Consider the following 14,624-nt stretch of genomic DNA (forward strand, 5'->3'; position numbering starts at 1 on the left):
CGACGAATAGCCCGGGAAAAAGTGGTCACATGCGCGCCTCGCGATGCGACGCCGCCTGTAGCCTTGCATGAAACAACAAGGGCTCCGTGCCTGGACCTAGAAGAACGGCAGACATCATGACCTCACTGACACTGCTCGAAGACATGCGCCAGATTTCCGGACACATGGTCGAGGCGGCACGCGCCAACGACTGGGACCGGTTGGTTTCGCTCGAACAGAGCGTCGCCACCTTGCGGGACAATCTGGCCGCCAATGACGCTCCGTCGACATCGCCGTCGGAACGGGCGCGCAAGTTCGAGCTGATGAAACAGATTCTGGCCGACGACGCAGAAGTGCGCCGCCATGTCGAACCCTGGATGCAGCAGGTCAAGGTGTTCCTCGGCAAGCTGCCTTCGGGGGCAGCCGAAAACAGCTGATCCGGCGATGAACACTCCGCTGCCAGGCCTGGCGCAGCGTCTGGCGGCGCTTTCGAGGGAGTCTGTCCAGGCCACGCCTGCAGTCACCTCGCTCAGCGAACTGCTGCCCGAGTTCGAGGCAGGTCAGCGCTACAGCGCGCGCATCCTGCAATCGCTCGGCGACGGTCTGATGCGGGCGGAGATCGCCGGTCAGACGGTCACCGTGCGCCTCGCACGCAATCTGCAGGAAGGACAGACGGTCACGCTGACCCATGTCGGCCGCAGCGCACAGACGCTGATTGCCACTCTGGAGGGCGATGATGCCCCGCAAGCCGGCGAAATGCCCGAAGGCGCTGACAATGTCAGGCTCAGCGCACCGGCCCGGACCATAACCCAGTTGCTGGAGGGTCCCGCTCCTCCGCCACCCAGGCTGGCCGGAGGCCGACCCTTGATAGACATGCCACCGCAGATCTCCGGCGCGGAGGACACGCCCGGATTGCCGGCGACACCGCAGATCGCCGCAAGACTTGCGCAGGCGGTCGAGCAAAGCGGCTTGTTCTACGAATCCCATCAGGCGCAGTGGATCACTGGCCAACGTTCGCTAGAGTCCACGCGCCACGAACCGCAACGCACATTCGATCCGCAGCCTCAGGCGGCCAACGACGGTAACGACGCTCGAGCACTGTCCGATCGCGCAGCCTTTCCGCTCCTGCAATCTGCCGAACCGACCGATCCCTCGACAAGCGAGGCGAACGCAATTCCCGCTCCGGCTCGCGCCGTGTTGTCCGACGCTCGAGCCGCCCCGCAGGAAGGCGCACCCATCGAATCGACGGTGCCGGGAGAGCTGCGTCCACTCGTTCAGAACCAGTTGCTCGGCCTGTCCCAGCCCACCCTCTCCTGGCAGGGCCTGGCATGGCCGGGGCAGCCCATGCAGCTCGAGATCGACGACCCCGATCCCGACGGCCGCGCATCCACTGGCGAGGACGCGGATCCTGCGAGCGAGCTACCCTGGACGTCGCGCGTGCGCATGGTGCTGCCCGGCCTGGGTGAGGTGCAGACCACGCTCACCTTGTGGAAGGATCATGCATTGACGCTGGGTATCAGCGCCGACGACGCAGCGCGCGTGCGCATGGGCAGCTCGCTGATCGAATTGCAGCAGCGCATGAGCGAAGCCGGCTTCCGGCTCGGCAGCGTGAGCTTCAGCGGCACCGGCGACGAGGACGCCGAACCGGCGCACGGAGATGCGGCATGAGTGCTCCGCTGACGGCACGCGCGCAGGCGGTTGCGCTCGCCTACGGAAGCAACGATGCGGCGCCGCGTGTGGTAGCGAAGGGCCAGGGCATGGTGGCGGAGGAAATCATCCGTCGCGCCCGCGAAGCGGGCGTGTTCGTTCACGAATCGAAGGAGATGGTCGCCCTGCTCATGGGGCTGGACCTGGACCAGCGCATTCCTCCCGAACTTTATGCGGCAGTGGCGGAATTGCTGGCGTGGATCTATCACGTGGAGCAAGGATTGACCGGACTGCCCGCGCCCAGCCTCGCACCGTCTTCATCCTGAATACCCGGAAAGTAGGACAATGCCCCGTCGCGAGGCGCTACTTTCCCTGAAACCGGAACCGCACAGACAGGAATCCAATTGCCATGATCGACAACATCCGCTTCGATCTGCTGGAAGCAGATGATTTCGCACGATACGTGCTGGAAGGTCCGACCGATATCGCCTTCTACATGCGGGCACTGAAGGACAAGCGCGCCAATCTGTCGGTCTATGCGGGCCGGGCGCCGGAACCCTTCCTCACCATGGTGCTGGCGGTGGACGATGCCCGCCCTGCCGTGGTGATCGACGCACCGCGCAGCACTGAACAGATGGACCAGGCGCTGAAGGCTGCGCCACTGGTGTTCCAGACGGCGCTGGAGAAGGTGAAGATACAGTTCATGGTGCCGGCCTGTTCGGCCACGACCTTCGAAGGCCAGCCAGCGCTGGAAATTCCGTTGCCCACGCGCATGCTTAGGCTGCAACGTCGCGATTACTACCGGCTCATCCTCCCGCCCAATCCGCCGCTGCGCTGCCTGCTGCCGGCCGGTGAAGGCGAACAGCGCATGGTCGATGCCACGGTGGTGGACATTTCCGGCGGCGGGCTCGCGGTGGTCGTCCCCCCCGATGGCGTCAGTCTCAAGGTAGACAGCGTGCTGGACAACTGCCAGATCACCTTGCCTGAACTGGGCACCATCACGGCCACACTGCAGGTGAGGAATATGTTCCGCGTCACCGAACGCGGCGGTTCCGAGTTGCGTGCCGGCTGCCAGTTCATCGGCCTGCCTGGTGCAGCCGATGCGCTGATCCAGCGCTATATCCTGCGCATGGAACGCGAACGCAGCACGCGCGAAATCTGAGTCACGCGCGTATCGCCCGCAGCGACGGATGACGGTTTTCCGCGGGCCGCACGAGCATCGACCTTTCCTGTGCGAAACTCGCGACAGCGGTGCCCGTCGCAGCGCGACCATCCTCTCCCCGCCATCCAGTGTAACGGTCGGTCGTGTCGTCGGTTTCCGTGCCGGCAATGGTCAGCGCCGCCACGACCACGTCAGGCGCGCTGCAAGGGACAGTCGCAGACAGGCTGGATTATCAACGCGACACACCGCGCGCGGGCAGCATGGGTGAGGACTGCATCAATCGAGCTCAAATTCATCGCCCTGCTCGGGCACGCAGGCCGACCAGCCCAGTTCCCGCGCCAGATGCTGGCGCAACATGTCGGCCGCCACGGGCTCGCCGTGGGTCACGAACACCTGACGCGGCGCCTGTCCGATCGGTTTCAGCCAGGCCAGCATTTCCGCGTAGTCCGCGTGAGCGGACAATCCGTCCAGTTGCGTCACCTCGCAGTCGATCGGCACTTCACGCCCGAACATGCGCAGGCTGCGCGCACCCTTCAGCAGCGCATCGCCGCGCGTACCCTCCGCTTGATAGCCGGTGATCACCAGCGTGCTGCGCGCATCGGCACCGAAAGCCAGCAGATGATGCAGGATGCGGCCACCGTTGAGCATGCCGGCCCCGGCGAGGATCACCTTGGGATAGCGACTGGAAGAAAGTTGCTCGGACTGTTCCGGCTTGCGTGTGCAGGTGACCCGCTCATCGAGCCGTTGCAGGGCATGCGCATCCAGCTTGTGATCCGCATTGAAATGGCGGAACACCCCGGTCACATCGATGGCCATCGGGCTGTCCAGAAACACCGGCAGATCGGGAATGCGTCGTGCGTCCATCAAGGACGCCAGCAGATGCATGAGTACCTGGGCGCGGCCCACCGCGAACGAGGGCAGCAGCACCGTCCCGCCGCGCGCCACCGTGCGGTTGACGATGGCGGCAAGCTGTTCTGCAGCGTCCTCACTCGGGTGCAGACGATCACCATAGGTCGACTCGAGTACCAGCCAGTCGCTCGCGCGCAGCGGCTCCGGCGGCAGCATGACCAGATCCTGCGGGCGTCCCACATCGCCGCTGAACGTGATGCTGCGTCCGGCACATTCGACGCGCACGCACGCCGCACCGAGAATATGACCCGCGCGCGAAAAACGGATGGTGAATGGCCCGACCTGCACCGGTTCGCCGAAGCCGGTACTGCGGAACTGTTTCATGACACGCTGCGCATCGTCGGCGGTGTACAGCGGCTCGGCGGGATGATGCTTGCTGTAGCCATGGCGATTCGCATGGCGCGCGTCCTCTTCCTGCAGATGTGCACTGTCTTCCAGCAGGATGGCCGCCAGCTCTCGCGTAGCGGGGGTCGCCCAGACAGCCCCTCGAAAACCTTCCTTCATGAAGCGCGGCAGATAGCCCGAGTGATCGAGGTGGGCGTGGGTAAGCACGACGGCGGACACATCGCGCGCATCGACCGGAAACGGCTTCCAGTTACGGCTGCGGATATTCTTGACGCCCTGGAACAGACCGCAGTCGACCAGAACCGAATGTCGGTCATGAGTGAGCAGGTAACGCGAACCGGTCACCGTGCCGGCGGCCCCCAGAAATCTGAGCTTCAAAACGGTTTCCTCCGTACCGGCGGGCCGTACCGGCTGTGCGGCGCGCTGGCCGCAGCGTAGCCATCAGGAAGATCACCAGCCCGCTCATCAGCATGCTACCGCGGGCGGGCTCGGACACCACCGAAACCTGCCAGCCGATGTCGGCGAAGCCCGCGTAATCGAGTGCTGTCGGAAGCTGGCGCTCGCCGTAGGGCGTACTCGGATCCATCATGGTCTCTTGTGCGACGCCACCCCGAGTACTCATGGTGCCCTCCGCCCAATGACTGCCATGGCGGTCGAGTGCGACACCGCTGCCGTAAGTGCGCACCGCGTGCTCGCCGATGAAAAGGCCGCTGACCGGATCGATCTGCGCAAGCCATGAATCCGCTACGCCAAAGCCCAGGATGTGGCCGATCTCGTGGGTTGCCGTGGTCAGGAAGTCCGGCCGGGCCGCCGTCAGTCCTGCTTCGTCGGCCCCGAAGTACCAGTCCTGGGCAGCATTGAACCAGATGAATCCACCCCACACGCTGTAGTCGGTCCCGGTCGTCTGGCCGCGGGTATTCACAGCCTCGACGAACGTGTCGCTGCCAGTCACGGAATCCGTGACTGCCGTGCCGGCAAAGCCGAGCACGCCGGGTGCGGATGCGGACGCACCGACGTAGATGCGCACCGTATCGGCCGCTATGACCGGATTGACCAGCGTGACAGCCGGGCCGGCCAGGCCTGGATGCATGAAGGACACGGTCCATTGATCGCCATCGCCTGGTGCGATGGCGGACAGCGTATCGGTGAAGCCCTCGTAATATGAGGCCGCCTGCTCGAGCACCCGCCGACGATCGACGATGGGTTCACCGGTCGCAAGATCGGTAAAGAAACCGCGCGTGTCATAGCTGTAGTCGAATTCGATGATCAGCGCATGGGCATCCGGCGACACAGCCATCGCAACCATCGATGCGCAAACCGAGCAACAGCGGATGCCTGCGCCCGGTCCGCCGAAACGCATCGGCCGCCACCTGCGGGCGAACGGGACCACGACGCCGCACAGCCAGAGCCAGACGGATGCGGGTTCGGGCACGGCAGACAATGGCGTTACGGAACCGACGCCCGCGCCGTAGATCGACTGCAGTGCCCGGACGCTCCCGGCATCGAGCGGGAACAACGGACCTTCGTAAGCCGCCTCGGCGAGCAAGGCATCCGCATCGGCATCTCCGCTCACCCAGTGGCCCATTCCCAGGCTGTGTCCGAGTTCGTGCTGCGCCACGGCGTAGAACCAGAGCGGCGACCACCCCAATCCGAAGCGTGACGCATTGAATACGATGTCGCCCGCCAGGCCACTGGCTCGCGAGAACGGAAAGTACGCGTAAGCATTGGCGCCCTCCATGCTGTCCACCTGCCCGACGCGGATATCCGCCAGACCGCCGGGAGCATATTCGCCGGTCTCGGGAAGCGGACCCTCGTCTGCCATTTCCACGAAATGGATGGGCACTACGGCGGCGTAATCGGCAAGCGCGCGCTCGAATGCATCTCTCAACAGAGGGACCGGCAGCGACTGCCCGGCAGCGTCGCGCAGGCTTCCATCCAGCAGATTGCTGAAGCTGTAGGTCAGGACCAGCGCAGTTCCGGGTTCCCGCGGCGGGTCCCAGGACGCGTACATGGGGAAGTGGCCGGCGAACAGCGGTCCGGAAACGGACAATCCGAACGCCGCAGCAAAGTAACGAATCGGTGATCTGCCCATGGCCAGCCCTCTTCCTGAACGCGCGGACAGGACGGCGCGTCTTCGTCGATGCTGGCTGCACCCGGGGGTGGCTGGCGCCGTCCCCGCGAGGACGGCATTGCTGATGACTTTTTTGCACGGGGAGCCAAGGCACGACATCGGCCACGGCCCCTCGACAAGCGTGGCGAGGGTGTATCAAATGAGAATCATTGTCAACAAAACACAAAGCATTCGGCGATAGCAGACAACAAAAAACCGGCCGAAGCCGGTTCCGGAGGAATCACAGGCAACGTCCGGTCAGACCGGCATGTTCATGATGTCCTGATAGGCGGTCACCAGACGGTTGCGTACCTGCACCATCTGCTGGAAGGACAGGCTGGCTTTCTGCGAAGCGATCATCACGTCGTGAAGATTCGCTTCGCTGGCGCCCGATACGAAACCTTCCGACATCTGGCGCGCCTCGGTCTGCGCGGCGCTGACCTGATCGATGGCATTCTTAAGCGCATCGGCAAAATCGACACCACTGTCCGCCTCGTTCTTGGCGGTGGGCTTGCCGCCCGCAACCTGCGCGGTAGAGCGCAGATCGTTGATCATCTGGTTAAGGCTGGTACTCATTCGTGCTCTCCAGAGCAAAGCGGCAAAAATTGCCGCCCGCAACGGTGTTTGTCTTTCGTTCGGGCCTCACCACCTGATCGCTTGCAAAAAACAGGCCACGACTCGAAAAACTCGCTCAGTTCTCTTCCCGCAACAGACCATCGGCCTTGTAGCGTGCAAGTTTATACCTCAATGTGCGCTCGGAAATGCCCAGCTTTTCGATCGCCTTCTTGCGCGAGCCGCCAACCGCGGCGAGTGTTTCGAGGATGAGATCGCGCTCCATGTCACGCACCGATCGGGCGCGCGGCGGACCTTCCGGGCCAGCCGTGGACGACATTGCCGGTTCCGCATTCACCACCGCAGTTGCCTGAGAATGCTCGGAAGAAGGCGGCATGCGCTGCGCACCGCGCTGACCGCCGAGCACCACATGCTCGGCCTCGACGACGTCCTCGGGCGCCAGGATGGCGGCGCGTTGCATGGTATTTTCGAGTTCGCGCACATTGCCGGGCCAGTCATGGGCGGCAAGGATTGCCGCTGCCGACTCCCCCAGCCGGAGCACCCGGCCCTGCGCCTTCGCGCAGGCCACCAGGAAATGCCGCGCCAGAGGAACGATGTCGCCTGGCCGCTCCCGCAGCGAAGGTATGGCGATAGGAAACACGTTCAGCCGGTAATACAGATCCTCGCGGAAGCGCCCCGCACGCGCTTCTGCTTCCATGTCCCGGTTGCTGGTGGCCAGTACGCGGATGTCCAGCGGCACCGGCTTCTTGCCCCCCACCCGCTCCACCTCCCGCTCCTGCAGCACGCGCAGCAACTTTGCCTGCAGCGCCAGCGGCATTTCTGAAATCTCGTCAAGCAACAGCGTGCCGCCATCGGCCTGTTCGAACTTGCCGGCCTGCGCGGTTGTTGCGCCGGTGAATGCACCCTTTTCGTAGCCGAACAGCGTTGCTTCAAGCAGGTTGTCCGGAATGGCTGCGCAGTTGATCGCGATGAAAGGTTTGCCGGCGCGTGCTGACTGCTGGTGGATATAGCGCGCGAACACTTCCTTTCCGGTACCCGACTCGCCGGTCAGCAACACCGTCGCCTCGGAGCGCGCCACCCGCGATGCGAGACCGAGCACCTGGCGGGTACGCGCATCTTCGGCCACCATATCGGTCGGCGCCGCCACCGGAACCGCGTAGCGGTCGATGTGGGCAAGCAGCACATCCGGTTCAAACGGCTTGAGCAGGAAATCGCACGCACCTGCGCGCATCGCGGCAACCGCTTTCTCGACGTCGCCGAAGGCGGTCATCAGCAGCACCGGCAAAGCCGGTTCCCGCGCGCGGACTTCCTTCAACAGCGTGAGCCCGTCCATGGGCTGCATCTTCAGATCGGTGATGACCAGATTCAGGGCATGCTCGCCGGTGTTGCGTTCCAGCATGCGCAGAGCCTGAGGACCGTCGGCCGCGCCGATGACGCGGTGACCTGCACACTCGATCGCCAGACACAGCGCATCGCGCAGATTCGGCTCGTCCTCGACCACCATGATGTTCAACTTCTCGCTCATTGCCCGTTCTCCAGCACTTCTTCAGGCGTCTGCGCAGGCAGGCGCAAGGTGAAACAGCTGCCCGCGCCGGGCGCGGACTCGCATTCGATATCGCCTCCGTGGACGCGGGCTATCCCGCGGGCGATGGCCAGTCCCAGTCCGGTGCCTTCTTCCCGCGTTGTAAAGAACGGCTCGAACAGCCTTTCCTGGACGTCGCGCGGAATGCCACGGCCGTTGTCGCTCACGGAGAAGCTCACGCCCCCTGACGTCTTGTGGACGGACAGCCGGACTTCCCCACGGCTATCGCAAGCCTGGATCGCATTCTCGAGCAGGCTGACCAGGGCACTGGCAAGCGCCTTGCGGTCCGCGGACACCTCCATCACCGCCACAGCAGGCTCCACGATCAACGCGACGCCTGCTTGTCGAGCTACCGGTTCAACCGTGTGATGCAGCTCTTCCATCAGGGCCGCCAACCGGATCGTTTCACGTCCAAGCACTTCGCCGCGCGCGAACATGAGCGTGTCGCGGATCAGTCGCTCGAGATGGCGCAATCGGTCCTGTGCACGCGATGCAATGGACTTCACATCGGCGGGCGCAAGATCGCGGCCGGTGAGCGTACCGACGTAAAGAGTCGCAGCCGCCAGGGGCGTGCGCAACTGATGGGCGAGCGAGGCTGCCATCTCGCCCATGGCGGCAAGCCGCTCGTTGCGCGCCGCGGCAATCTTGAGCGCGTGTTGCCGGGTCATGTCATGCAACAGCACGATGTGCGCCCGATCCCCCCTGAGGGCGGCTTCGCTCATCGACAGCCGGCGCGGCTGTCCATCGGCGCCGATACACTCCCACTCGCCCGGCGCATCCGCAGGCCTCATGCGGCGGGCACAACCCGACCACTCCTCGCCGGCACACGCACCGATCATGTCCAGAGCAGCGGGATTGGCATCTTCCATGCGTCCTTCGGCATCCACCACCACAACCCCTGCCGGCAACTGGTTCAGCAGCGTGGTAAGGCGATCGGTCAACCTGGCCTTTTCCTCGTACTGCCGTCGCAGTTCCCCGTTGGCCTCTGCCAGCTCCTCGGTCAGGCTGGCCACCTGCTTCTCCAGCGCGCCATAGGCCTCGGTGAGTTCCGCCGAGGCCGCATTGAACAGACGGAAAGCCTCGGCCAGCCGCGCCGCCTCTTCCGGGGCGATACGGGCCGGTGCGGCCTGGCTGGACGTCTGTTCGGTCATGCGGTGCATACACGGGATAGAGACACCGAGCCAGCGTAGCAACGGTCAGGCCACGACTTGCCGGGAATCAGCCGGCCAAAACCCCGGCTTATCCGCAGAACGAGGGCGTTCATTCGCCACCAGAATCCGGAACATTCTCGCGATGGTGTCGGCTCACGGCACCGGGTGAATCTCCAGAGCAAGAGACTGATCATGGCCGACGCCGTACTCGATCCGAACGCCGTTCCCGCCTCGCCGCCCGCACTGCCCGACACCCCGCTCGGACGCGCGCAGCAGCGACTCGCCGAAATGCCCGTGCAGAAGAAGCTGGCCATGGCCGGCGGCCTCGCCATGGGCATCGCGCTGCTGGTGGGGTTGATGCTGTGGAGCCGCGCCCCCGATTACGAGGTGCTGTTCTCCAACATCAATGATAAGGATGGTGGCGCCATCGTTGCCGCGCTGCAACAGGCGAATGTGCCATACAAGTATTCCGAAGGTGGTCACGCCATCCTGGTGCCATCGCAATTCGTGCACGACACGCGGTTGAAGCTGGCGGCGCAGGGCCTGCCGCGGGGAGGATCCATCGGCTTCGAACTGATGGAAAGCCAGAAGCTCGGTCAGTCCCAGTTCTCCGAACAGGTCACCTACCAGCGTGCGCTGGAAGGCGAACTGGCGCGCACCATAGGCACGCTGGCGGCCGTGGACGGAGCACGCGTTCACCTCGCCATCCCGAAACAGAGCGCATTCCTGCGCGACGACCAGAAGCCCTCCGCCTCAGTCGTGGTCAGTCTGCTTGGTGGGCGCACGCTGACCCCGGAGCAGGTCGGTGGCATCGTCCACCTGGTGGCTTCCAGCGTGCCGCAACTGCAACCTGCGGCAGTCTCGGTGCTGGACCAGAATGGCAACCTGCTGTCCAGTAATCGCGACCCGAAGGACAGTACGGCGCTGAATCCGACCCAGCTCAAGTACGTCGGGGAAATCGAGGCGGCCACCGTGCGCCGCATCGAATCCATTCTCGAACCGCTGGTCGGACGCGGCAACTTCCGCGTCCAGACCGCTGCCGACATCGACTTCAATCAGGCCGAACAGACGGCCGAAACCTACAAACCCAACCCGACGCCGAACACCGCCATCCGCAGCCAGCAGCTCAGCGAATCGGAAACGAACCAGCCCAATCCGGCCGGTGTGCCCGGTGCACTGACCAACCAGCCGCCCGCGCCGGCCACCGCACCCGTCACCACGCCGCCCGCGCCGGGGACCCCGGCCGTCGCCGGCGCCAACGGACAACCGGCCATGCTGCCGGTCACCTCGCGCAAGGACTCCACCACCAACTACGAACTCGACAAGACGGTCCAGCACATCCGGCAATCGGTCGGTCAGATCAAACGACTGTCGGTCGCCGTGCTGGTGAACCAGAAGACGGAAACCGACAAGGACGGCAAGGTCGTACCGGTGCCGGCATCGCAGGAGGACATCCAGCGCATCACGGCGCTGGTGCGCGAAGCCATGGGTTTCAACGAAGGCCGTGGCGACACGCTCAACGTCGCCTCCGCACCCTTCACCGAGGTGGTGGAGCCAACGCTCGACATTCCGATCTGGAAGGATCCGGAAACCATGGGCTTCGCCCGCGAGCTGCTGAAATACCTGCTCGTGGCTGGCGTCGCGGCCTACCTGCTGCTCGGAGTCCTGCGCCCGCTGGTGCGCAGCCTGACCGCACCACCGGAGACGGACGAAGAGGAAGAGCCCGAGGTGCGCGATGTGACGCTGGACGAGAACGGTCAGCCGATCGGCATCGACGGCGAGGGCGCCGCAGCGCAACTCGAACTGTCGCCGGAAGCACGTGCGCAGCTCGACTTCGACAGCAAGCTGCAGAGTGCCCGCACCTTCGCGATGAACGATCCCAAGGCGGTGGCTGAACTGATCAAGCTGTGGGTGAGCGGCGATGAATGAAGAAGGAATCGAACGCAGCGCATTGCTGCTGATGACGCTTGGCGAGGATGCGGCCGCCGAGGTACTCAAGCATCTGGGCCCGCGCGAGGTACAGAAGATCGGTACCGCGATGGCCGGGCTCAAGAACGTGCCGCGCGAGAAGGTCGAGGCGGTACTCGACATGTTCGACGAGGCGACGGCAGCCGGCGGACGAATGTCGGCCGACGAAGCCCTCATCCGCAACATGCTCACCAAGGCACTGGGCGAGGAACGCGCCGGTCACCTGCTGTCGCGCATACTGAATGACTCCGACACCGCGGGCATCGAGGGGCTGAAGTGGCTGGATCCCGCTACAGTCGCCAACCTGATCAAGAATGAACACCCGCAGATCATCGCCACGATACTGACCCACCTGGAATTCGATCAGGCGGCCGAAGTCATCAAGCTGTTCACCGAACGGCTGCGCAATGACGTGATGCTGCGCATCGCCACGCTGGATGGCGTACAGCCGGTCGCGCTGAAGGAGCTGAACGATGTCATGTCGCGCGTGCTGTCCGGTTCGGCCAAGATGAAGAAGACCACGCTCGGCGGCATCAAGGCGACGGCGGAAATCCTCGGCTTCGTCGGCAGCGCGAACGAATCGGCCATCCTCGATGCGGTGAAGGAATACGACGCGGAGCTGGCGCAGAAGATCATCGATGAAATGTTCGTGTTCGAGAATCTGCTCGACATCGACGATCGGGGCATCCAGACCTTGTTGCGCGAAGTCAGTGGCGATCAGCTCGTGCTGTCGTTGAAGGGTGCGTCACCGGAGCTGCGCGAAAAGATCTTCAGGAACATGTCGTCCCGAGCGGCCGAGGCGCTGCGCGAGGACCTCGAAGGTCGCGGCCCGGTCAAGCTGTCCGAGGTCGAGGCCGAACAGAAGGAAATCCTGAAGATCGCGCGTCGTCTGGCGGAAGAAGGTCAGATCGTGATGGGTGGCAAGGGTGGCGAGGAAATGCTCTGATGCATCCGCGCGAAACTGAACCGACGGTACTTCGACGATGACACGCGACGACGTGAGTTCCTGGCAGTTGCCTGTGTTCGACGCGCCGGTGGTGGCCCCGTCGCGCCTGCCGTCTTCGCCGCCACCAACGCCCAGTCCGGTCCCGGACGCGCCGTCCGGCCATACGGTTGCCGGGCAGGCCGCAAACGAACCCCCGGTTGCGGACGAACCGCTGGAGCCCGCATTCAAGTTTCCGACTGCCGAAGAAGTCGAAAAGCTGCAGCAGGACGCGCACCGCGAAGGTTACGCCGCCGGCTACGAGGAAGGTACTGCACGCGTGCGCATGGAAGCCATGCGGCTGCACAGCGCGGTCGAGCAACTGGACGAAGCTCTGGCAGCGCTGGACAGTTCAGTGGCGCGCGAAGTGCTGAAGCTGGGCATAGAGATCGCGCGACAAGTGGTGCGGCAGAGCATCGCGGTCAAGCCGGAAGTGGTGCTCGCCGTCGTGCGTGAAGCGGTCAGCCAGTTGCCGCATCAGCACACGGCCATCTACCTCAATCCGGAAGACGCCTCGCTGGTGCGCTCCCATATCGGCGACCAGTTGAGTCATGCCGGTCACCGCATCTTCGAGGACGTTGCGATCGAGCGCGGGGGCTGCAAGGTGGAAGCCGGCGGCAGCCAGATCGACGCCACGCTGTCGACGCGATGGATGCGCATTGTCGAATCGCTGGTTGATGGCGCGGAGTGGATAGAACATGACTGACTCCGAACAGGCGCCGACGGCGACCGGCGAGACCGCGGCGCCCAACAGTCATCTCGACAAGTGGTCCGGCTTCCTGAGCGACTGTGGCACGCTGGCCGGGCGCGTCAGCCCCTATCTTCATTCCGGACGCCTTACCCGCATCAACGGACTGGTCATGGAAGCGGCGGGTCTGAAGTTGCCGCTCGGATCGGGCTGCCGCATCATGGTTCCGGGGGGCAACAGCTGCGAGGCCGAGGTGGTGGGTTTCAACGGCGAAAAGCTGTTCATGATGCCGACTGACGATGTGGTAGGACTGGCACCCGGCGCCCAGGTGATCCCGCTGGAAACGGCGCCGCAAAGGCCAACGCCTACGGAAAGGCTGGAGCCCAGGCGACGCGCATCGGATCGCGCCAAGCATCTTCCTGTGGGAGACGCCCTGCTCGGCCGCGTGGTGGATGGTGCGGGTCGCCCTCTCGACGGCATGGGACCCATCGTCACCCGGCATTCGCGCTCGGTCGCCAGCCGCGCGGTCAATCCCTTGCTGCGCGAACCGATACGGCGCTCCATGGATACCGGAATCCGCGCCATCAACTCTCTGCTCACCGTCGGCCGCGGCCAGCGCATCGGCCTGTTCGCCGGGTCAGGTGTAGGCAAGTCGGTGCTGCTGGGGATGATGGCGCGCTTCACCTCGGCCGAGGTGGTGGTGGTGGGGCTGATCGGCGAGCGGGGTCGCGAGGTGAAGGAATTCATCGAGCAGATACTCGGCGAGGCCGGGCTGAAGCGCTCGGTCGTAGTGGCCGCGCCGGCCGACACCAGCCCGCTGATGAGGCTGCAGGGCGCAGCCTATGCCACCACAGTGGCCGAGTGGTTCCGCGACCAGGGCAGGCACGTGCTGCTCATCATGGATTCGCTGACGCGCTATGCGATGGCGCAACGCGAGATCGCCCTTGCGATCGGCGAACCGCCGGTCACCCGCGGCTACCCGCCGAGCGTGTTCGCCCGCCTGCCGCAACTGGTGGAACGTGCGGGTAACGGGCCCGAAGGTGGCGGCTCGATCACTGCCTTCTACACGGTGCTGGCAGAGGGCGACGATCAGCAGGATCCGATCGCCGACTCGGCGCGCGCCATCCTGGATGGCCATTTCGTGCTGACCCGCCAGCTCGCCGATTCCGGTCACTACCCCGCCATCGACATCGAACAATCCGTATCGCGCGCCATGCACGGACTGGTGAAGCCCAGCCACTTCGATCTGGTGCGACGATTCAAGGGTCTGTGGTCGCGCTATCAGCGCGCGCGCGACCTGATCGCAGTGGGTGCCTATGCGCCCGGCGCTGATCCTCAGCTCGACGAAGCGGTGAATATGTTCCCGGTCCTGGAAGGCTTCCTGCAGCAGCGAATGGACGAGCGCGAAGGTTACGAGGATGCCGTGCTCAAGCTGCATCAGATATTCGGCCTGACGCCCTGATTGCAAATAACCGTGACAGGCGCACACTCCGTGATGCAGATCACTTCCCTGCAGACCGACAAGGTT

The 14,624-nt window shown here is 64.4% G+C and carries 13 protein-coding genes; 8 read left to right on the top strand and 5 right to left on the bottom strand.

Annotated features, from left to right (window positions below):
• The first annotated feature begins 116 nt into the window (after positions 1–116).
• The 4 genes from A3Q7_RS0108740 (at position 117) to A3Q7_RS0108755 (ending at position 2,788) form a co-directional block, all read left to right on the top strand.
• Positions 117–416 carry a flagellar protein FliT gene (locus A3Q7_RS0108740; RefSeq protein WP_026224638.1) on the top strand — a complete coding sequence of 100 codons (300 nt, stop codon included), beginning with the start codon at positions 117–119 and terminating at the stop codon, positions 414–416.
• 7 nt (positions 417–423) lie between these two features.
• On the top strand, positions 424–1,647 hold the full coding sequence (locus A3Q7_RS0108745) for a flagellar hook-length control protein FliK (protein ID WP_018411489.1): 1,224 nt from the start codon (positions 424–426) through the stop codon (positions 1,645–1,647).
• The gene (locus A3Q7_RS0108750; RefSeq protein WP_018411490.1) at positions 1,644–1,952 is read left to right on the top strand and encodes an EscU/YscU/HrcU family type III secretion system export apparatus switch protein; all 309 of its coding nucleotides are present in this window, start codon (positions 1,644–1,646) and stop codon (positions 1,950–1,952) included. The genes A3Q7_RS0108745 and A3Q7_RS0108750 overlap by 4 nt, the downstream gene beginning before the upstream one ends.
• Before the next feature lie 83 nt (positions 1,953–2,035).
• Positions 2,036–2,788, top strand: coding sequence for a flagellar brake protein (locus A3Q7_RS0108755; RefSeq protein WP_018411491.1), 753 nt, complete (start codon positions 2,036–2,038; stop codon positions 2,786–2,788).
• 276 nt (positions 2,789–3,064) lie between these two features.
• Here the strand turns inward: A3Q7_RS0108755 and A3Q7_RS0108765 are convergent, their stop codons facing one another.
• From A3Q7_RS0108765 to A3Q7_RS0108790, 5 genes are all read right to left on the bottom strand, one after another.
• A complete protein-coding gene (locus A3Q7_RS0108765; RefSeq protein ID WP_026224640.1) occupies positions 3,065–4,420 on the bottom strand; it encodes an MBL fold metallo-hydrolase RNA specificity domain-containing protein in 1,356 nt (451 codons plus the stop codon).
• Positions 4,356–6,272 (bottom strand): matrixin family metalloprotease, encoded by a 1,917-nt coding sequence (locus A3Q7_RS21140; RefSeq protein ID WP_232417877.1) that lies wholly within the window; start codon positions 6,270–6,272, stop codon positions 4,356–4,358. The genes A3Q7_RS0108765 and A3Q7_RS21140 overlap by 65 nt, the downstream gene beginning before the upstream one ends.
• Before the next feature lie 138 nt (positions 6,273–6,410).
• Positions 6,411–6,728 (bottom strand): flagellar hook-basal body complex protein FliE, encoded by a 318-nt coding sequence (gene fliE, locus A3Q7_RS0108780; RefSeq protein ID WP_026224641.1) that lies wholly within the window; start codon positions 6,726–6,728, stop codon positions 6,411–6,413.
• A 115-nt stretch (positions 6,729–6,843) separates the two neighbouring features.
• Positions 6,844–8,250 carry a sigma-54-dependent transcriptional regulator gene (locus A3Q7_RS0108785; RefSeq protein ID WP_018411496.1) on the bottom strand — a complete coding sequence of 469 codons (1,407 nt, stop codon included), beginning with the start codon at positions 8,248–8,250 and terminating at the stop codon, positions 6,844–6,846.
• Positions 8,247–9,458, bottom strand: coding sequence for a sensor histidine kinase (locus A3Q7_RS0108790; protein ID WP_040570884.1), 1,212 nt, complete (start codon positions 9,456–9,458; stop codon positions 8,247–8,249). The genes A3Q7_RS0108785 and A3Q7_RS0108790 overlap by 4 nt, the downstream gene beginning before the upstream one ends.
• Before the next feature lie 192 nt (positions 9,459–9,650).
• On the opposite strand from A3Q7_RS0108790, the gene fliF reads away from it, so the two are divergent.
• Genes fliF through fliI form a run of 4 tightly spaced genes read left to right on the top strand, consistent with a single transcriptional unit; the run spans position 9,651 to position 14,558 of the window.
• Positions 9,651–11,387: a flagellar basal-body MS-ring/collar protein FliF gene (gene fliF, locus A3Q7_RS0108795; RefSeq protein ID WP_026224642.1), complete on the top strand. Its 1,737-nt coding sequence runs from the start codon at positions 9,651–9,653 to the stop codon at positions 11,385–11,387.
• On the top strand, positions 11,380–12,372 hold the full coding sequence (gene fliG, locus A3Q7_RS0108800; protein ID WP_018411499.1) for a flagellar motor switch protein FliG: 993 nt from the start codon (positions 11,380–11,382) through the stop codon (positions 12,370–12,372). Before fliF ends, fliG begins: the two co-directional genes overlap by 8 nt.
• A 37-nt stretch (positions 12,373–12,409) precedes the next feature.
• Positions 12,410–13,114 (top strand): flagellar assembly protein FliH, encoded by a 705-nt coding sequence (locus tag A3Q7_RS0108805; RefSeq protein WP_018411500.1) that lies wholly within the window; start codon positions 12,410–12,412, stop codon positions 13,112–13,114.
• Entirely contained in the window at positions 13,107–14,558 is a 1,452-nt protein-coding gene (gene fliI, locus A3Q7_RS0108810; protein WP_018411501.1) for a flagellar protein export ATPase FliI, read from the top strand. Before A3Q7_RS0108805 ends, fliI begins: the two co-directional genes overlap by 8 nt.
• The last annotated feature ends 66 nt before the right edge of the window (positions 14,559–14,624 follow it).

This window comes from Methyloversatilis thermotolerans (genome assembly GCF_000372885.1).
Taxonomy (GTDB): Bacteria; Pseudomonadota; Gammaproteobacteria; order Burkholderiales; family Rhodocyclaceae; genus Methyloversatilis; species Methyloversatilis thermotolerans.

Bases quoted from the DNA above. Each gene is read 5' to 3' on its own strand.
- A3Q7_RS0108740 (WP_026224638.1), top strand. From the start codon at position 117: ATGACCTCACTGACACTGCTCGAAGACATGCGCCAGATTTCCGGACAC.
- A3Q7_RS0108745 (WP_018411489.1), top strand. From the start codon at position 424: ATGAACACTCCGCTGCCAGGCCTGGCGCAGCGTCTGGCGGCGCTTTCG.
- A3Q7_RS0108750 (WP_018411490.1), top strand. From the start codon at position 1,644: ATGAGTGCTCCGCTGACGGCACGCGCGCAGGCGGTTGCGCTCGCCTAC.
- A3Q7_RS0108755 (WP_018411491.1), top strand. From the start codon at position 2,036: ATGATCGACAACATCCGCTTCGATCTGCTGGAAGCAGATGATTTCGCA.
- A3Q7_RS21140 (WP_232417877.1), bottom strand. From the start codon at position 6,272: ATGTCGTGCCTTGGCTCCCCGTGCAAAAAAGTCATCAGCAATGCCGTC.
- fliE (WP_026224641.1), bottom strand. From the start codon at position 6,728: ATGAGTACCAGCCTTAACCAGATGATCAACGATCTGCGCTCTACCGCG.
- A3Q7_RS0108785 (WP_018411496.1), bottom strand. From the start codon at position 8,250: ATGAGCGAGAAGTTGAACATCATGGTGGTCGAGGACGAGCCGAATCTG.
- A3Q7_RS0108790 (WP_040570884.1), bottom strand. From the start codon at position 9,458: ATGACCGAACAGACGTCCAGCCAGGCCGCACCGGCCCGTATCGCCCCG.
- fliF (WP_026224642.1), top strand. From the start codon at position 9,651: ATGGCCGACGCCGTACTCGATCCGAACGCCGTTCCCGCCTCGCCGCCC.
- fliG (WP_018411499.1), top strand. From the start codon at position 11,380: ATGAATGAAGAAGGAATCGAACGCAGCGCATTGCTGCTGATGACGCTT.
- A3Q7_RS0108805 (WP_018411500.1), top strand. From the start codon at position 12,410: ATGACACGCGACGACGTGAGTTCCTGGCAGTTGCCTGTGTTCGACGCG.
- fliI (WP_018411501.1), top strand. From the start codon at position 13,107: ATGACTGACTCCGAACAGGCGCCGACGGCGACCGGCGAGACCGCGGCG.